We start from the raw sequence: 17,212 nt of genomic DNA, 5'->3' as shown, positions 1-17,212 counted from the left end.
CCGTGACCGGAACCCGGTTCCGGTCACGGCCTCGCGCCTGCCGAGGGTTGCTGCGGTCATCAGCCGGAGGACGCGGGGGCACCACGCCGATCTGTAGCCCGCCGGGCGCCGCAGCAACCGCCGGCCTACGCCCGGGTCTGGGGTTCGTCGAAGAGGCCGACGCCGCCGCACGCTCCGGTCTCAGCTGCCATCTCGCCGACACCGCCAGGCACGGCGAATGTTGCGCGGGCGTGATGGTGATCTGAACGGTGCCGGTCAGGGGCAGCCGTGCTCAGGGCGTTCGATGGACACCTTGGGCAGTTTCCGGTCCAGCCATGCGGGGAGCCACCAGGCGCGTTTGCCGAGCATTTGCATGGCGGCGGGAACGATGAGGCATCGGATGATCACGGCGTCGAGGAGGATGGCGACGGCCAGGCCGAGTCCGAACTGCTGGAGCATGCGGTCGTTGCTGAGGACGAAGGCTCCGAAGACGAACATCATGATGGCCGCGGCGGCGGTGATGACCTTGCCGGTGGAGGCGAGTCCTTCGCGTACGGATTGCGAAGGGTCTTTGGTGCGGGTCCATTCTTCGTGGATGCGTGAGATGAGGAAGACCTCGTAGTCCATGGAGAGCCCGAAGACGATCGCGAAGATCAACGCTGGGATGAATGCTTCTATGGGGCCGGGCTGTGCTCCGAACCAGCCGTGCTGGAACACCAGGGTGATCACGCCGAGGGCGGCGGAGATGGACAGCAGGTTCAGGATAGCGGCCTTGAGGGGGATCCAGATGGACCGGAAGACCAGCAGGAGCAGGAGTGAGGAGACGCCGACGACGACGGCGACGAAGAGCGGCAGACGGTTGGCGAGTGTTTCGGAGACGTCCTGGGAGGCAGCCGTGGCGCCACCGACCAGGACTTCGGCGCCGGTGCTGTGCTCCAGGGGCGGGGCCACGTCGTCACGCAGGTGGTGAACGAGGTCCACGGTCCCTTCGGCCTGGGGTGAGGTAGTGGGGTAGACGAAGACGGTGGACAGGGCGCCGTCCTCGGAGGGCAGTGCGGGGCTGGCTTGGGCGACGCCGTCGGTGGTGCGGAGTTTGTCCTGGACGGTCTTGCCGGCTTCCTGGTCACCCTTGACCAGGACGATGAGCGGTCCGTTGAAACCGGGGCCGAAGCCTTCGGCGAGCAGGTCGTAGGCGTGGCGGGAGGTGGTCTCCTTGGGGTCGTTGCCGGAGTCGGCGAAGCCCAGGCGCATGCCCAGTGCCGGTGCGGACAGGGCCAGGAGCGCGATCACGCCGACCAGCAGGGTCGGGATCGGGCGTCGCTGCACGGCACGTGCCATGGCGCGCCAGCGGTTGCCTTCCGTCCTGCCCTTCTGGGTGGCCTTGGCCTGCTGCTTGAGCACGTGGCGCTGGATGCGCTTGCCGAACAGGGCCAGCAGGGCGGGCAGCAGCACCAGTGAGGCGGCCATGGTGATCAAGACGGTGATGGCCACCGCGAGGGCGATGCCCTGCAGTGAGCCGAGCCCGAGGGCGACCAGGCCGAGCAGGGCAACGATGACGGTGCAGCCGGCGAAGAAGACCGTTCGGCCGGCCGAGTCGAGTGCCTTGCGCCCGGCTTCCGCGGGCTGGATGCCGGCCAGGAGCTCGTGCCGGTAGCGGTAGAAGATCAGCAGGGCGTAGTCGACGCCGACGCCGAGGCCGACGAGCATCAGGATGGGCGGGGTGAAGTCCGCGACGGTGAAGATGAGTGAGGCCAGGGCGATCAGGCCGATGGCGCCGCCGACGGCGAACAGTGCTGTGATCAGCGGCAGTGATGCGGCAAGCAGCGAGCCGAACAGCAGGACCAGGATGACCAGAGCGGCCACGATCCCGGCGAGTTCGGCGGTCGGGCCCGCCTTGTCCTCCGCGTTACGCGCGGCCTCGCCGCCCACCTCGACCTGGAGGTGATCGGTGGCGATGCTCTGCGCTGTGTCGATGATCTTGGCAACGTCCTCCTTGGGGACATCTTCGGTCTTGCCGTCCAGCGTGACGGACGCGTAGCCGATCGTGCCGTCCTTGGACACGGCCGAGGCATCGGTGAAGGGGCTGCGCACGTCGGCGACGCCCGCCATGTCCTTCACCTTGGCCAGCATCGGCTCGACGCTGCCCTTGGCGTTCCTGATGCCCGCGGTGTACTTGAAGACGATCTCGACGCTGTCGCCGGCCTGGTCACTGCCGTGCTTCTTGAACAGGTCCGTGGCGGTCTGGGAGTCGGTGCCCGGCAGCGAGAAGTCGTTCTTGTACGCGGCGCCGACCGCGGTGGAGCCCAGCATGATGGCAGCCACGACAGCCACCCAGAGCACGATGGCGGCCCAGCGGTGACGCTGTGCCCAGCCGGCCAGGGCACCGAACCGGCCAACGGGAGCCGACCTGCCTTCCTGTGCCGGGGGTGGGGCAAGAGACGCGGCTGAGCCGCGGGGGGAAGACACGATGCCTACCTCGAATCCGAGCGAGTGTTACCTGGGGTCACCGCCACGCCCACGACCATGCCGACGAGAACAGGTACGCCAAGGGACAGCCCGACCAACGCGCCACTGACCGTGATTGAGAACGTTCCGGCAGCGGTGACCAGCAGAAGTCCGGCAGCGGCACCCACGAGTGCGCCGACGAAAGCAGCACTGATACGTGTGGGCGTGAAGGACGACGACATGCCCTCGATCCTGCTCGCGATCCCCTGGCCCGGGCGTCGGCCCATGGCTGACAGTCGCTCTGCATCCCTGACAGGAGGCGGACTGCCCGCCGTACACCAGCAGATGTATGCCCTGCCTGCTGTGTACCTCTCCAGCGGACACCTCTCGACGCAAACGGGACATAGAATCGCAGGTCCGATTGTGCTGCAGGCAGAATGAAGCAATGCCGCACATCGACGTCAGCCGCCTGCACCTGCCCGCAGGGCCGCGTGCCGACCTGGCGCTCGCCGGGGTCGTGCTCGTGCTGGCGGGGGTAGCCGAGGGGCAGCGGCTGGGCTCGAACTGGGACGCGCCCGCAGCGGTGGTCGGCTCCTGGTTCCTGGCAGTAGCGGTATGTGCGACGCTGCCGCTGCGCCGACGACACCCGGTGACGGCGGGCTGGTTCACGGTGATCGGCACGGGCGCCTACTACCTGCTGAGTACGGTCGACGGCCCGCTCATCGTGATCCCGATCGCTGCCTTGTACGCGCTCGCGGCCCAGGGACGGATCCAGGCATCGGTCGCCATGGTCGCGGTGATGGTCATCGGCGTTGGCGCGGGAGCCCTGGTCGGCACCGGCGACGTCAATGGCACGGCCGTCTTCATGCTGACCGGCTGGCTGATCGCGGTGGTGGCTCTGGCCGCGATGCGCCACGGCCGGGTCGCCTACGCCGAGGAGGAGGCGAGGCTGCGCACCACGCAGGAACGGCTGCGCATCGCGCGCGAGTTGCACGACGTGATCGGCCACAACATGTCGATGATCCACGTGCAGGCGTCCTCCGCTCTGCACCGGCTGCACAAGGACCCCGGCCAAGCGCAGGAAGCTCTGTCCGCCATCAAGCAGGCCAGCAAGGAGGGCCTGCAGGAACTGCGTGCCACCCTCGGCGTCCTGCGACAGGTCGACGAAGACGCTCCCACCGCTCCCTCTCCGGGGCTGTCCCGGATCGACGAACTGGTCTCCTCAGCGGCCCGCGCGGGCCTGGACGTCCGCATCGAGAACAACGGCACCGACTCACCGCTGCCGGCCGCAGTCGACCTCGCCGCCTATCGCATTGTCCAGGAATCGCTGACCAATGCCGCCAAGCACAGCGGCGCCAAGCGCGTCGTCGTCCAGATCCGCCACGAGAACCGAGAACTGACGCTCACCGTTCAGGACGACGGCCAAGGTGTACCCGCCCACGCTGTGCATGGGGGTGGCAGCGGAATCGCGGGCATGGCGGAACGGGCCCGCGCACTGGGCGGAACGCTGAGGGCCAAGCCCGGCAGCACTGGCGGATTCGTCGTCCGGGCCCGGCTACCGTTCTCAGACCACCACGAGCCGATGGGCGGAGCATCTGATGATCAGGATCCTGCTCGCGGATGACCAGCGCCTCGTGCGCGCGGGAATTCGCGGCATCCTCGACGACGAGGACGACCTGCACGTGGTCGCCGAGGCCGCCGATGGGCGCGAAGCCCTCGCAGCCTGCCGGGAACTGCGGCCCGACGTGGTGCTGATGGACATCCGCATGCCCGGCATGGACGGGCTCGAAGCCGCTCGCCGCATCGCCGACAACGAGCAACTGGCAGCGGTGAAGGTGGTCATGCTGACGACGTTCGACCTCGACGAGTACGTGTACGACGCCTTGCGAGCCGGCGCCACGGGCTTCCTCGTCAAGGACACCGAACCAGCCGAACTCCTGCACGCGGTGCGCGTCGCCGCGCGAGGAGACGCGCTCATCAGCCCCTCCATCACCCGTCGGCTCATCGCCGAATTCGCCAACCGTCCGGGGAACACTCAGCAGCCCGATCGTCGCCTCGACGTATTGACCGGCCGCGAACGGGAGGTCATGAAGCTGATCGCTGCTGGACGTACCAACGACGAAATCGCCGCGCAACTGGTGGTGTCTCCGCTGACCGCGAAGACCCATGTCAGCCGCATCTTGGCCAAGCTCGGCGCCCGGGACAGGTCCCAGGTCGTGGTCATGGCGTACGAGTACCGCATGGTCAGCCCCGGCTGGCTCGCGGACTGAGTCCACAGCTTCCACCAGGGCCGGTACCGGGCCCGCCACGCAGACATCACCTGCAGCAGGTCCGCGACCCGCCTCCCACAGCCATGCTGCGGATTCTGATACCGAAGTGAGACTGACTGCGCGAGGCCACGACGTGAGACGCCGACCTCAGCCGTAGTTCAGAGCGCTGGCGCCGGAGGTAAACGGAGAGAACCTAGCGGTCAGGCGGGGTCCTCCCCGTAACGGGCCTCCCCGGTCCGAATGCTTCAGTGGCGGCGGTCGGGTGCGGCTGGGTCGGCAGCGCCCGGACTGGGGGGTGGGCTGAGATAGTGCGTGGAGCAGCTGTCGGTTGTGCGCGGTCAGTTGGTTGACGGCGCGGACGAGGTGCTCGACGTCGGTCCGCAGCTGCGTGAGCCCGATGTCGCCCCGGACGATGCGGGCAACCCCGATCGAGGTGGCCCGTGACCGTCGCCGCCAGGCCGCGGCGACCGAGGAAGCCGCATTGCGCCGGCCTCGTAAACGAGCGGGCACGGGGACGTGCTCACAAGGTTCCGGAAGCGCGGAAGTCGGCATGAGGAACACCGAAAGCAGGCCGGTGCGTAAGGTCTCAGCGGGTCAGGCGCCAGCTTCGGGGTCGTGAACCTCCGGCGGCCCGCTCCCGGAGTCTCGGCTAGTGAGTCGTGGAGGTCAGCGGGGGTGACCATGGCCAGCATGGGCAGCCCCCAATCAGGGCCCATTACGCGTTCGTTGTCGGAGGGATAGCGGCGGCGCATGGCGGCTTCGTTTCCTCCGGGCGCCCCTGTCGTGGTGGTCAGGAAGAGACGACGAGGTCGAGGGTCGATTCGATGGAGTTGAGCTGGGCCATGATGTGCTTGACCCACTTGTCGCGCGGGTGGGCGGCGGCGTGAGGGGCGACGGTGCCGGTGATGAACCGGCGGAACTCGGTCAGCTTCTCGGTGAGCACGCCCGTTCGTATGCCTCCAGCGCCGCCCGTTCGGCGCCGAGCTGGTAGCCGTCGCTCCTGGTCCAGATCAGCGGTGGCCAGCCGTTTTCAGTGATGATGTCGCGCAGGGCGGCCAGCCCCGACCCGACCTGGCTGGGGGACAGCCCGCTCGCGCGGGTCAACTGAGGGAACAGCAGTCCCGCGGGTCTGGCCTCGAACAACACGAACCGCAGGGTGTCCGCATGCCGCTGGGCGGCTTCGCCCCGACGCCGTGAGGCGCGGGGCACAACTCCTCGCTCCGCAGCATACGGGCGAGCTCGTCATCCATGTCGACCTTCCCGGTGTCTACCGCGGTCTCGATCCAGTCCAGCGTGGCTTCTCTGAACTAAAAACCGCGGCTCAGCTGTGCCGTCTCATGAGGTTGGTGCCACGGCCTCGGTCACTGGATCTCCGGCCGGACTTCGGGGGCTGGCCCGCTCGGCGATGAGCCGCCCGTAGTTCGGGCACTGGGTGACGTCCTCGTACTCGCAGTTCAGGCCGCCCTCGATGAGCTCCAATGAGGCCTGGGCCGCTGCGATTCTCGACCGGAGCTCCTGGGCTGCGGGACGCAGGATCTCGTGCCGGGTGGCGCGGTTGACGGTTGCGGACAGGCTCCTGATGGTGTTCAGGCCAAGGCCGGCCTCCTTCAAGATGAGGATCGTCGCCACGCGGGTGAGGTCGTCCGCACCGTAGCGGCGGCGCCCGCCGGCGTCCCGTCCGGGGTGCAGCAGGCCCATTGCCTCCCAATGTCGCAGCACGTGCGTGGCCAGGCCGAACCGTGCCGCGAGGGCGCCGATGCTCAACGTGCCGGCGTCGCCGTCTTCGCTTGACTTCATGCCGACATTAAGTCGCAGCATGACGTCCATGTCCAAGAATCAGGAAGCGGTGGAAGAGCACCGCGACGCAAAAGCCCTGCTGGCCGTCCTCGACTCTGCGGACCAGATGCCAAGCGCCACTCGGCTGCGGGCCCGCTCCTACGAACTGCTTTCTCTCGTCCCGGACTCGACCGTCGTGGACGTCGGCTGCGGCGCCGGACGAGCCGTCGCCGAGCTGGCTGAACGCGGCGTCCACGCGGTGGGCGTGGACCCCAGCCCGCGGATGCTGGCCGCGGCCCGGAAGCGGTGGTCGCAGGCCGAGTTCCGGGAGGCGGGGGCGGAGGATCTGCCGTTCGACGACGGAAGCGTGCGCGGCTACCGTGCCGACAAGGTCTTCCACGTACTTCTGGAGCCAGGGCGCGCGGTGGCGGAGGCACGACGGGTCCTCTGCCCGGGCGGCAGGATCGTCCTGGTCGGTCAGGACTGGGACGCCATCATGATCGACTCGGCTGACGCGGCGCTCACCCGCACGATCGTGCACGCCCGCGCCGACCTTCTGGGCACGCCACGCGCCGGCCGCCAGTACCGCAGCCTGCTCCTGGCCGGCGGGTTCGACGATGTCACGGTCGAGGTGCACACCAGCGTGTTCACCGACCCCCCGATGCTGTCGCTGCTCGCGAGGCTCGCCGAGCCGGCCTGCGTCAGCGGCGCCGTCGGCCGCGACCAGGCGGACGAGTGGCTCGCCGAACAGCGCCGACGCGCCGAGGGCGGCCGCTTCCTCGTCGCCATTCCGTTTTTCGTGGCCTCCGCCTCCGCCTAAGTGCTGTCCGACCACCTACATCGGAAGCCGTTCGAGAACTTCGTGGAACCAACGTCCTGAGACACCACGCTTAGCTGCCTTGGCATGGGGCTGCGACTTCACTCGTCCGTGTGGCGATCTGTCCGAAGGTTGGCATGCCGAGGTCCACGACAGTCGACCTCCGTCGTTCCTCGGTGTCCAGTTGGCCCAGCTTCTCGGCTGCGCCAGCGAGGCTGACACGTAGCCCTTCGACTTCACCGAGCCACCCCTCCCGTTCCGCTTCGGCGACGCGGGCGATGAGGTTGTCGGATCTCGACAAGCCGGGGACTCTGGGTCGGATCGGGGCGGAGCATCGGGCAGCGGACGCAGGCTTATCCGAACTTGTCCAGCGGAGTCTTGTGGGTGGAGTCCGGCCTCGGGGAACATCGGTACAGCGGTTGGCGCTGAGAACGATCATGGTCAGGGCGTGAGGGCGGGGACCCGGTTCTCGTACTCGCGGCGGGCCTTGCGCTGGGCCGGGATCGCGGGGGTGCCCTGGCCGCCGTCGAGCGGCTGGCAGAGGGCGAGGAGCCGACGGTGCACCGCGAGGACAGCGGTGACGCGCAGGGTGTAGCCCTGGCCGCGCCGTACGGTCGTCCCCTGGTCGAGGGCGGCACGTTCGGCGGGTTCCAGCTCGGTGGCGCGGAGATAGTCGGCGACCTTGCCGGGCATGTCGAGGGTGATCGGCAGCTCCGGGGCCGGGACGTCCTCCTCGATGGCGGTGTGGTCGGGCAGGAGGTCGGCGACGACCGTGCGGATGGCACCGCGGCTGACGCCGTGGTCGCGGGCGAGGGCGGCGATGGAGCGGCCTTCCAGGTACGCGGTGCGTACGTCGGCGGTCTTCGTGGCCGCCACGGCGGGGCGGCGCCCGCCCTTGCTGCCCTTGGCCTCGGCGGCGCGCAGTCCGTCGTAGGTCAGCTCGCGCTGGAGGTCGCGTTGGAGTTCGCCGGCGGCGGCGAGGGTCTGCACCATGAACTTCACGGTGGACAGCAGCTCGCCGGTGCGGGGGTGGCGGGCGGTGAGGTCCATGGCGGAGAACGCGCCGTCGTGGATGCGCAGGGCGAGGCGGTCGCGGTGGAGGACGTCGAGCACGTCGAGGATGTGCCCGGTACCGCGTACGAGGCGGAACATCTCGGAGATGTGCACGGTGTCGCCCGGCCGCGCGTAGGTGAGCAGTTCGCGGAACTTCGGGCGCTGGAGCGGGTGGAGGCGGCTGGAGGTGCCCGGGTCCTCCTCGAAGACGACCGGGTCCTCGATCCCGGCCTCATCCAGGACGAGGTTCTGCCGGGCGGTGGACTGCTGGTCTGTCGAGACCCGCTTGTAGACCAGGTTCGCCACCGAAGGGCCCCTTCCGTACGGAGGATCGAACCCTATCTGTCGTCAAACCCTGTCAGCAATCGCCATCGGATCTGATTGGATTCGCGGCGCCGCGAGCCCCGGATTGCATGGGTTCATTGGACGCGCCGCCCGCCTGTCGTCAAACGATCGTTTACCGACACCTGGGAAGCATCACCGCCGGGAATACTCAAAGCGTAAGGGGCCTTGCATTTCGAGTTCCAGTGCCCGCGGTGGATGGAGGTGATGATCTCGCCGGTGCCACGTCCGGGTCCGCGAAGCTGCTCGGTCGGCGCTTAGCGCTGCCAGCCGTCGGCAGTGCGCAGTCCGTAGCCGAGCGCCCGATCCGAGGCGATGTGCAGCAGCCAGCCGAGCGCGAAAGTGAACAGCCCGACGTTGGCACCTGGTCCGTCGCCCGGCAGGAAGGGGACGACGATGAGCCCCAGAATTGGGACGATCGGCCGGTGGACGAGGTTGTAGGCGGGCACCTTGCCGCGTGGGAGCTGCCCGGGTTCGCGCGGCCCCGACGGCCCGACGAACAGCGTCAGGTCGGGAGCGATGAAGCCCAATATGCCCAGTGGAATCGTCCCGCCGCCGTGGTTGACCATCTCGAGCACAGTCCAGGCCAGCAGAAACACAGAGAGCAGGGCCCAGGCGCCGCGGACCAGGCCCGATGCCGAACTCCGGTTAGCCTTGTGGCGCGTTGGGGATGTCATGCGTTCACTCCTTGCGAGGCGACGGGGGCGAGATCCACTTGGGGCGGAGCGCTAATGGTTGGGAGTAGCTCTCCTGGAGTGAGTTCGTTCAGGCCGTCAGTCGGCATTCGCCCTGGCCGGGGTGCCGGTGGACGCGTCGACGTTTGATGTCGGCATGGTGTTACGAGGCTTGTCGCCCTTCTCCGTTCCGCCCTCGCCCTGGGGCCGCGACACGTCCTCGATGCCGGGGAGGCGGCGGGCCGATACGACGAGGTAGGCGATCGCGCCGAGGAAGACTACGACGGAGGTCCAGTCGTTCAGGCGCAGGCCGAGGAACGTGTGGGCCTCGTCGATGCGCAGGTACTCCGTCCAGAATCGGCCAGCCGTGTAGGCAGCGGCATACAGGGCGAAGGCCCGGCCGTGGCCGAGTGCGAACCGCCGGGCCGCCCAGAGGACCAGTGCGGCGACGCCGATGTCCCAGAGCGACTCGTAGAGGAAGGTGGGGTGATACGTGGCGATGTCGAGCATTCCGAATGGGCGGTGTGCGCGGTCGATCTCCAGGCCCCAAGGGAGCGTGGTGGGGCGGCCGTAGAGCTCCTGGTTGAACCAGTTGCCCCAGCGGCCGATCGCCTGGGCCACGGCGATGCCCGGGGCGATGGCGTCCGCGAAGGCGGGAAGGGGGATGCAGCGGCGACGGCAGCCGATCCACGCGCCAAGGCCGCCCAGGGCGATGGCGCCCCAGATGCCGAGCCCGCCCTCCCACACGTACAGAGCCCGGATTGGCTCGCCGTGGTTGCCGAAGTACGCGTCGGGGCTGGTGAGCACGTGGTACAGCCGTCCGCCGACGAGGCCGAACGGCACGGCCCAGATGGTGATGTCGGCGATGATGCCCCGGTCCCCGCCCCGTGCGACCCAGCGCCGGTTGCCGAGCCAGACGGCCACGAACACGCCGAGGATGATGCAGAAGGCGTACGCCCTCAACGGCACCGGGCCGAGGTGCAGTACCCCGGTTGATGGGCTGGGAAGGTAGGCGAGATCCATGGTCACCCCGTAGCAGGCTTGGTGAAGGGGATTGGTCATCAGGCGTGCACCGGACGGCCTCCTGCCGGAGCTCCTTGTCCAGGAGCCGTGACCGCTGGGCATCCCGAGCGGCAGTTGTCCGCGCATCGCCCGGTCGAGCGAGCATTCAGGGCCAGCGCCTGAGCGTGGTGCCGAGTGCGGCGATCCATAGCAGGAGCAGGGGGAGGCCAGGAGCGGAACGCTTGGCGATGGCCGTCACAGGGCATCGCCGCCATTCTTGTTCTGGAGTAGGTCGGCGAACGCCTCGCAGCCGGTGCGCCATGCGGCATCCAGGTCCGCGCCGGGCGGGAATCGGCCGTCGAGTTCGAGTGTCACCATGCCGTGGGCGAACGCCCAGAACGACCGCGCGATATCGATGTCGCCATGCACCGCGCGGGCCAGGGGCATCGCCGCGCGGTCTTCGAGCCCTTCGGGGAGCGCAGCGCGGGCGAGCGGCCGAGTGTGGGTAAGGCGGTAGAGATGCGGACCGGCGAGCGCATGCTGCCGATAGGCGCTCGCGAGCACCAGCAGGGGCGGATCGTCGCCGATCTCGGCCTCAGCAGCCTCCATGTCCTGCGCCAGGCGAACCATCCCCTGTGCTTGAAGCCCGGCCTCGACAGCGGCCTTGTCGGGAAAGTGCTTGTACAAGGAAGGCGCCCGGATGCCGACGCGCTCGGCAATGCGTCGCATCGACAACGCCTCCGGCCCTTCAGCGTCGAGCAACTCCCGGGCAGCGGCCATGATCTGCCGCGCACGGTCGGCCATGACGGGCCGCCCGGTTTCGCCTATGGGAGTGCTCACTGCAGCCCTTTCACTTCGCGAATGATCAACGCGGCTAACGCCGTTAGTTATGGGGCGTCAAGTTACGGCTACTGGCGTTAGCCGTCAAGGGCGGCAGGGGTGAACTCAGGCCCAACCGCAGTGAATCGCGGTAGAGCGCCACCAAGACGGCGCATCCGTCCGCTCCCCGGAGCGGTACTCCCGCCCCGGCGTCGACTCGGTTGCCCGGTACGTTGCCGAACGCGACCCCGCTGCACGCCGCCGCACGTAAATCCGAGCGCATCAGGGCTTCAAATCATCCCGTTGCCCGTATCTCGGTCACACCCCATGTAGAGGATGCTCACGGGGTCCAGGGGCATGCTCTGCATGCTAAGACCGCAGCGTGCTCACTCCTCGCCCCCGCCGTCGTCCTCGTCCAGCTCCGGCACCTCCGGGTCGCGCAGTGGGCGCAGGGCGCCGGCGGCCGGGACGCTGGCGGTGAAGCTGTAGCGGCCGAGCAGGTTGAGGTTGCGGTGCTTGAGCGGGGACAGGCGGGCGATGTCCTCGTCGCGGATCTCGTGGCCTTCGGCGCGGAGCTGGGCGACGGCGGCGTCGATGTACTTCGTGGTCCAGAGCACGATGGCGTTGAGGACCAGGCCGAGCGTGCCGAGCTGGTCCTCCATGCCGTCGCGGTACGCCTGGTGGATGGTGCCGCGCTTACCGTGGCACACGTCCCGGGCCAGCTTGTGGCGGGACTCCTGCACGGTGAGCTGCCGGTTCATCTGGCGGCGGTAGGTGTCGTCCACCGGGTCGACCACCCGCAGCAGGTGCTCGGTCTTGGCGATCCGCCCGTACTCCGCGAACGCCGCCCCGAGCGGGGTCGGGCGGCCGTCGCGTCCGAACATGCGCAGCAGGTCGTAGGCGCGGACTTGGTTGGTGACCAGGGAACCGGCGACCTTCAGCATGTCCGGCCAGTGCGTGATCACCTTGTTCAGGTTCACGCGGTTGCGGGCCAGGTCTTCCACCGCGCCGTAGCTGCCCGTCTCGACGCCGGGCATCGTGGCCCGCCAGAACCGCTGGTCGTCCAGGTCGCGGAACCGGGGGCTGAAGTTGTAGCCGAGGATCTTGAACAGGCCGAACACCATGTCGGAGTACGAGGCGTTGTCGGTCGCCACCATCTCCGGCTTCACGCCGCCGTCGAGGTTCAGCAGGGCGTCCAGGATGTGCAGGGAGTCGCGCGGGGTGCCGGGGACGACCATCTGCCCGATGCCCGCGACCTGGTCGTTGACGGCGTTGAGCCAGGTGATGCCGCGCTTGAACCCGAAGTACTTCGGCGACGGGGCGGCGTTGATGGTGCGCACCGGCACCTGGAAGCGCAGCCCGTCCACGGAGGCGAGCAGCCCGTCGCCCCAGTAACGCACGATCGGGATGTCGGCCTGGGCGGCGATGAGCCGCGCGTTCGCCGCGGCGATCGTGTCGGCGCGCAGGTAGTACTGGTCGACGTGCACGAGCCGGGCCCGGGTCAGGGCCTCGTAGCCGGGGTTGACCACCGGGGTCAGGCCGATGTTGCACGCTTCGGAGACCAGCAGCGCGACCACCGAGGTGGGCAGGTCCTTCATCCGGGTGGTGCCGTCGCCGAGGTGGACGAAGGCGTCGAGGAACCCGGTCCAGGCGTTCACCTCGAACAGCAGGTCCGGCAGGTCGATCTTCGGGAGCATCTTCTCGACCCGCTGGCGCAGCCAGGTCAGGGACTTCGGCTCGGCGAGGGCACCGAGCTTGTCGACGTTCAGCTTCACCCGCCCGTCGTCCTGCACCTCGATGGAGACCTTCGCCGCCGGCCCCGCCTCCTGAAGGCGTTCGGCGAGCTGCTTCCATCCGGCGTCCAGGCCCCGCACCAGCTCCGCCAGGTGCTCCTGGACGGGCATGTCCAGGCTCAGGGCCGCCAGGACGTCCTCCTCGACCGCGTCCCAGTCGGGCCCGTCCAGCAGGCGGGCCCGCGGGTTGGACCAGCGGTGTGAGGGTGAGGCGAAGACATCGCGGTTGTTCAGGGCCCGGTGCAGCTGCTCCAGCACGCACACCACGTACGCGTCTCGGTCCACCGCGCCCTGCGGCAGATCGGGGTTGGCGTACACCGCCTTGCGCCACGCGGGCGGCACGAGCTTGTCGTCCACCTCGCGCGGCAGCAGCGGCTTGACCCCCACTTTCCGCCGGGCCAGCGCCGGAAGGCTCCGTACCCCGGCCAGGACCCGCTTCCCGGCGCTCGCCGCGTCCAGCGCCTTCGACTCGCCCAGCAACGCGAGGAACGGGCGCACCGTCGCGTACCGGTTCGCGAGCGCGGCCCGCATGGCGACCTCGGCCGAGTTCTCGTCCTCGGGCACCAGAGTCACCACGGTGGCCGCCGCGCTCATCACGGCGGCGCGCGGGGCGACTTCCTCCACGGCTGCCCAGAGCGCGGCCACGTCCAGGTCCGCCTCTTGCTCCTCGACCAGTTCCAGCTCCTCGAACAGCACCTTCGCGGCCCGCGCGAGCACCCGTGACGCCTTCTCCAGTTGTGGCAGCGTCGACAGCCGCTCCTTCTCTGTCTTGCGCTTCGCGGTGTTCAGCAGCCGGGTGGCCATGAGGACCTGGAACAGGTCCAGGGCCTCGTCGATCGCCTTCGCCTCCAGGTGCCGCATCACCGCGGTGAGCATCGCCGTGCGCTTGGGCTCCGCCGCCCGCCCCAGCAGCGGCGCCTTCGACCCCAGCGCGTACCGGGCCAGAGCCGCCATCCGGTTCGGCGGGATCTGCGACAGCCTCAGCCTGCCGAGCCGGTACGCGCCGATCTCGTCCACCCGCTCCAGCGCGCGGGCAAACGCCGTGCCGGTGGTCCGCGTCGGCGGCCGGCGCAGCCGCTCCAGCTCCGAGAACCGCGAGCCCTCCGGCGTCTTCAGCGTCGCCACCAGATCCCCCGGCAGCGCCGGGTCCGCGCGGCGGGCGGCGCCCGCGACCGTGGCGTGCAGCCGCTTCTCTGCGACCTTCCGCACCTCCGACACCTGCCGGGCCAGCACCGAGACGCCCGGCAGCAGCACCCGGTTGCGGCGCAGCCAGCCCACCGCGTGGTCGAACAGCGCCTTCGGGCCCTCGGCGTGCGTCCACGCCCGCCCGTACAGGAAGGTGCGGAACCGCCGGGACCACTCCGCATCGTCGTACTCGTGGTACTCGTAGGCGTCCCGGATCTCCCACGCGTGCTCGTACGCCGTCTTCGGCCGCTCGGTGTACCGCTTTACCACCGAGGGGTCCTCGATACCGAGCTGCGCGGCCAGGTGCTCGACCACCGGCCATGGCGCATCCAGCGGGTCGTCCGGAAGGAACCGGCCGATGTAGCGCACCGTGCACATCTGGAGCGCGAAGCCGAGCTGGTGGTGCGTGGAGCGTCGCCGGGCGATCAGATCGCGGTCGACGTCGTCCAGGAAGAAGAACCGCTCCAGCTCGGGGCGGGTCGGCTCCTCGGCGAACTTCCCGTACGCCTCGGCCTGCTCATCAGTCAGAAACTCCACTGGCACGAGCGGACCGTAGCCAGCTGCGGCGCCCGTCCGGCGATCTTTCCGCGAACCCCAGCAGAGCCCCCAGCCAGTGTGCTAGCTGACCATGATCGTTCTCAGCGCCAACCGCTGTACCGATGTTCCCCGAGGCCGGAGTCGTCGGCACCTCCTTCACTGTGAGTAGTGGTTGCGAAGGATTGCAGCGGGGGCGCGTGGGGCATCTTGTGCGCCGCTGAGGGGGTGTCAGGGGGTGTCCGCAGGACAATGAGACCAGTCTCTGGTCTGGTCGGATGGGGCCAGTTGGTGCGATGATGACCGGCATGACGATCATCAGAAAGGCCGATGCCGCGTAGACGGCCTGGCCGTGTCCGTGCCGAGCTTCCGCGTCGGCCCCGGATGCAGGACGACATCACGATCATCCATGGTCTGTCCTCGGCAGCTCTCGCTGAAGTTCGACGGATAGAACGTCAAAAGAACTACCTGTGGCCGGGCGCGATCGGGTCGGCCATGGTGCGCTGGAGAAGCTTCGTCCACCAGCCGAACCGACGCCTGTGGGACGACGAGAGCGGCGGCTGCACGGAGTGGGCGTGTTGCGGAGACCCGTGGCGGGCCCGCGAGTACCTCGAAGCGATGATTCTGGCGATGTCCCGACGGCGGGCACGTGAACTCCGCTGCCTCGTCGAAGCTCTCGACAGACGCTACTGATGGCCAGCGGGACGGCCCATGTTCGTGTCGCGGGCGGCCTGGTGCTCGGGCATTTTCAAGCAGCGCTATGCGGGTGGGTTGTCCCGTGAATCTGGTGCAACCACTCGTTGAGAGCGACGTAGTCCGGGTCGGTGAGGCCGCGGCGGGGGGCGACACGATGGAGGAGGGAGCTCTTCGGCCGGCCGAGGTATTGGCCAGGATGAGAGGTCACACTCTGAGATGCCCCGGCCCTCGTTAGTCGTCGGCCCTGTCCGGCGGATCATGTGACTGCCTCTGATTCGAGTCGTTGGCATGTTCATGGGGCGGGGAGATCTCACAGACGACGAATGGGTACGGCTGCGTCCGCACCTGCCGAAGTCCGGCCAGCGGGGTGGGCGTTGGGCGAGTCATCGCAGGGTGATCAACGGGATCCTCTTCCGGCAGCGCACCGGGGTGCCGTGGCGGGATCTGCCTGCGCGTTTCGGTAAGTGGAAGACCGTGTATGAGCGGCACAGACGCTGGTCGGCGGACGGCACATGGGACAAGGTCTTCGCGGCCGTCCTGGCCGACGCCGACGCGGAAGGCCGTATCGACTGGTCCATGGTGAGTGTGGACTCCACCTCCTGCCGGGCCCACCAGCATGCCGCCGGAGCGCGCAGGAGACCCCCGCGGGTGCCGGGAAAAGACGCACGCCCCGGCAGCACCGGCCCGACGAGGGGCTCGGGCGATCCCGGGGCGGTCTCACCTGCAAGATTCATCTCGCCGGCGAGGGCGGGCGCCGTCCGTTGGCCCTGCTGATCACTCCGGGCCAGTGGGGCGATGCCCCACAGCTCATCCCCGTCATGGAACGTATCCGTGTTGTCCGCCTCGACGGCGGGCGTCCCCGCACCCGCCCGGATCATCTCGGCGGTGACAAGGCGTGTTCCTCGCGCCGTAACCGCCGCTACCTGCGCCGACGGCAGATCAAGCACACCATCCCCGAACCGGGCAACCAGCGGGCCAACCGAAAGCGTCGCGGCAGTCGCGGCGGCCGGCCGACCGGCTTCGACAAGACGATCTACAAGCGAAGGAATGAAGTTGAGCGGACGATCAACGCCCTCAAGCACTTCCGGGCCGTAGCCACGAGGTTCGACAAGCGTGCCTATGTCTTCCAGGGCACCGTGACTGTCGTAGCGATCCGGCTCTGGCTTCGGGGGTAGATCCATTATCCCCATGTGGCGAGGTGCCTGTCACCGTTCTCCGGAATGATCTTTACGCCTGATTTGCGCCTTTAGGCTTGCGGGCAACAGGCACAACGCAGTGATCTAACCTGGGAGTTGAGAGTGGCGCACGACGTTGCCGCGCTGGCCGTGGAGCTCGCGAACATGGCTGCAGCCGATCACCAGTCCGCAGTCCGCGCGAACAGCGATGACCCTGCCGAGCAGCTGGCCTGGCGGCGGCTGACCGCCCGGCACGGTGACCGGCTGGGCGAGATCATGGACGAATACGGCTGGCCGACGGCAGAACTCGTCGGTGAGGAGGCCGCACGCGCAGCCTGGCTGATCGCCCAGCACTCCGACCGGCAACTCGATGTTCAGCGGCGCGCCCTCCACCTGATGCAGCAGGCGGTGTCGGCAGGCTCGGCCAGCCCGCGCGAGCTGGCCTTCCTGCGCGACCGCACGCTGGTCAACGAGGGACGCAAGCAGGTCTACGGCACTCAAATCGCCGGTGTGAAGGACGGGGCACCGATTCCGTGGCCCTGTGAAGAGCCCGAGCGCATGAACGAACTCCGTGCAGAAGTCGGGATCGAGCCCTTCGACGAGTACGTTGTCAAGTTCTCCCCGGCCTGACGCGCTGTTCCCAGTCGCGTGC

14 protein-coding genes and 2 pseudogenes are annotated in these 17,212 nt (G+C 68.6%); 7 read left to right on the top strand and 9 right to left on the bottom strand.

The window, feature by feature from the left end; all coding sequences use genetic code 11:
• Window positions 1–255: 255 nt before the first annotated feature.
• A complete protein-coding gene (locus EEJ42_RS47650; protein ID WP_123108390.1) occupies window positions 256–2,289 on the bottom strand; it encodes an MMPL family transporter in 2,034 nt (677 codons plus the stop codon).
• 580 nt (window positions 2,290–2,869) lie between these two features.
• Between EEJ42_RS47650 and EEJ42_RS47640 the strand changes: the two genes are divergently transcribed.
• The 3 genes from EEJ42_RS47640 to EEJ42_RS54070 all read left to right on the top strand — a co-directional run bounded on the left by EEJ42_RS47640 (window position 2,870) and on the right by EEJ42_RS54070 (window position 5,138).
• Window positions 2,870–4,048, top strand: a complete 1,179-nt coding sequence (locus EEJ42_RS47640; protein WP_123108382.1) for a sensor histidine kinase — start codon at window positions 2,870–2,872, stop codon at window positions 4,046–4,048.
• Window positions 4,023–4,694, top strand: a complete 672-nt coding sequence (locus tag EEJ42_RS47635; protein WP_123108381.1) for a response regulator — start codon at window positions 4,023–4,025, stop codon at window positions 4,692–4,694. The genes EEJ42_RS47640 and EEJ42_RS47635 overlap by 26 nt, the downstream gene beginning before the upstream one ends.
• Window positions 4,695–5,006: 312 nt before the next feature.
• Window positions 5,007–5,138: a hypothetical protein gene (locus EEJ42_RS54070; RefSeq protein WP_281291697.1), complete on the top strand. Its 132-nt coding sequence runs from the start codon at window positions 5,007–5,009 to the stop codon at window positions 5,136–5,138.
• A 346-nt stretch (window positions 5,139–5,484) separates the two neighbouring features.
• Here EEJ42_RS54070 and EEJ42_RS47630 read toward each other — a convergent pair.
• The 3 genes and pseudogenes from EEJ42_RS47630 to EEJ42_RS47625 all read right to left on the bottom strand — a co-directional run bounded on the left by EEJ42_RS47630 (window position 5,485) and on the right by EEJ42_RS47625 (window position 6,512).
• Window positions 5,485–5,903: pseudogene (locus EEJ42_RS47630) on the bottom strand (RacP protein).
• 5 nt (window positions 5,904–5,908) lie between these two features.
• Window positions 5,909–5,992, bottom strand: a pseudogene (locus EEJ42_RS52100) (DUF6192 family protein); the annotation flags it as partial.
• 37 nt (window positions 5,993–6,029) lie between these two features.
• Window positions 6,030–6,512 carry a MerR family transcriptional regulator gene (locus EEJ42_RS47625; RefSeq protein WP_246097955.1) on the bottom strand — a complete coding sequence of 161 codons (483 nt, stop codon included), beginning with the start codon at window positions 6,510–6,512 and terminating at the stop codon, window positions 6,030–6,032.
• A gap of 7 nt (window positions 6,513–6,519) precedes the next feature.
• Between EEJ42_RS47625 and EEJ42_RS47620 the strand changes: the two genes are divergently transcribed.
• Entirely contained in the window at window positions 6,520–7,290 is a 771-nt protein-coding gene (locus EEJ42_RS47620) for a methyltransferase domain-containing protein (protein WP_123108380.1), read from the top strand.
• Window positions 7,291–7,728: 438 nt separating this feature from the next.
• Here EEJ42_RS47620 and EEJ42_RS47610 read toward each other — a convergent pair whose 3' ends face one another.
• The 5 genes from EEJ42_RS47610 to EEJ42_RS47590 form a co-directional block, all read right to left on the bottom strand.
• Complete coding sequence (locus tag EEJ42_RS47610; RefSeq protein ID WP_123108379.1) at window positions 7,729–8,646, bottom strand: recombinase family protein; 918 nt, start codon at window positions 8,644–8,646, stop codon at window positions 7,729–7,731.
• A gap of 293 nt (window positions 8,647–8,939) precedes the next feature.
• Window positions 8,940–9,359, bottom strand: coding sequence for a DUF4260 family protein (locus EEJ42_RS47605; protein ID WP_123108378.1), 420 nt, complete (start codon window positions 9,357–9,359; stop codon window positions 8,940–8,942).
• A 96-nt stretch (window positions 9,360–9,455) separates the two neighbouring features.
• Window positions 9,456–10,379, bottom strand: coding sequence for a prolipoprotein diacylglyceryl transferase (gene lgt / locus EEJ42_RS47600; RefSeq protein WP_123108386.1), 924 nt, complete (start codon window positions 10,377–10,379; stop codon window positions 9,456–9,458).
• 234 nt (window positions 10,380–10,613) lie between these two features.
• Complete coding sequence (locus EEJ42_RS47595) at window positions 10,614–11,162, bottom strand: TetR/AcrR family transcriptional regulator (RefSeq protein ID WP_123108377.1); 549 nt, start codon at window positions 11,160–11,162, stop codon at window positions 10,614–10,616.
• 401 nt (window positions 11,163–11,563) lie between these two features.
• The gene (locus EEJ42_RS47590; protein ID WP_123108376.1) at window positions 11,564–14,698 is read right to left on the bottom strand and encodes a Tn3 family transposase; all 3,135 of its coding nucleotides are present in this window, start codon (window positions 14,696–14,698) and stop codon (window positions 11,564–11,566) included.
• 375 nt (window positions 14,699–15,073) lie between these two features.
• On the opposite strand from EEJ42_RS47590, the gene EEJ42_RS47585 reads away from it, so the two are divergent.
• The 3 genes from EEJ42_RS47585 to EEJ42_RS47575 all read left to right on the top strand — a co-directional run bounded on the left by EEJ42_RS47585 (window position 15,074) and on the right by EEJ42_RS47575 (window position 17,190).
• Window positions 15,074–15,382 carry a hypothetical protein gene (locus EEJ42_RS47585; RefSeq protein WP_123108375.1) on the top strand — a complete coding sequence of 103 codons (309 nt, stop codon included), beginning with the start codon at window positions 15,074–15,076 and terminating at the stop codon, window positions 15,380–15,382.
• 297 nt (window positions 15,383–15,679) lie between these two features.
• A protein-coding gene (locus tag EEJ42_RS47580; protein WP_123108385.1) for an IS5 family transposase occupies window positions 15,680–16,560 on the top strand; the annotation gives its coding sequence in 2 pieces (ribosomal slippage) (window positions 15,680–16,040 and window positions 16,040–16,560; 882 coding nt in all).
• A gap of 123 nt (window positions 16,561–16,683) precedes the next feature.
• The gene (locus tag EEJ42_RS47575) at window positions 16,684–17,190 is read left to right on the top strand and encodes a DUF6624 domain-containing protein (RefSeq protein ID WP_123108374.1); all 507 of its coding nucleotides are present in this window, start codon (window positions 16,684–16,686) and stop codon (window positions 17,188–17,190) included.
• The last annotated feature ends 22 nt before the right edge of the window (window positions 17,191–17,212 follow it).

Source organism: Streptomyces botrytidirepellens (assembly GCF_003721215.1).
GTDB classification, from domain to species: Bacteria; Actinomycetota; Actinomycetes; order Streptomycetales; family Streptomycetaceae; genus Streptomyces; species Streptomyces himastatinicus.
This window is presented reverse-complemented; position numbering and strand designations above follow the sequence as displayed.

What these genes read in the sequence shown, in the direction of transcription:
- EEJ42_RS47650 (WP_123108390.1), bottom strand. Translation starts at nt 2,289, where the DNA reads ATGCTGGGCTCCACCGCGGTCGGCGCCGCGTACAAGAACGACTTCTCG.
- EEJ42_RS47640 (WP_123108382.1), top strand. Translation starts at nt 2,870, where the DNA reads ATGCCGCACATCGACGTCAGCCGCCTGCACCTGCCCGCAGGGCCGCGT.
- EEJ42_RS47635 (WP_123108381.1), top strand. Translation starts at nt 4,023, where the DNA reads ATGATCAGGATCCTGCTCGCGGATGACCAGCGCCTCGTGCGCGCGGGA.
- EEJ42_RS47625 (WP_246097955.1), bottom strand. Translation starts at nt 6,512, where the DNA reads ATGCTGCGACTTAATGTCGGCATGAAGTCAAGCGAAGACGGCGACGCC.
- EEJ42_RS47620 (WP_123108380.1), top strand. Translation starts at nt 6,520, where the DNA reads ATGTCCAAGAATCAGGAAGCGGTGGAAGAGCACCGCGACGCAAAAGCC.
- EEJ42_RS47605 (WP_123108378.1), bottom strand. Translation starts at nt 9,359, where the DNA reads ATGACATCCCCAACGCGCCACAAGGCTAACCGGAGTTCGGCATCGGGC.
- lgt (WP_123108386.1), bottom strand. Translation starts at nt 10,379, where the DNA reads ATGGATCTCGCCTACCTTCCCAGCCCATCAACCGGGGTACTGCACCTC.
- EEJ42_RS47595 (WP_123108377.1), bottom strand. Translation starts at nt 11,162, where the DNA reads ATGGCCGACCGTGCGCGGCAGATCATGGCCGCTGCCCGGGAGTTGCTC.
- EEJ42_RS47585 (WP_123108375.1), top strand. Translation starts at nt 15,074, where the DNA reads ATGCAGGACGACATCACGATCATCCATGGTCTGTCCTCGGCAGCTCTC.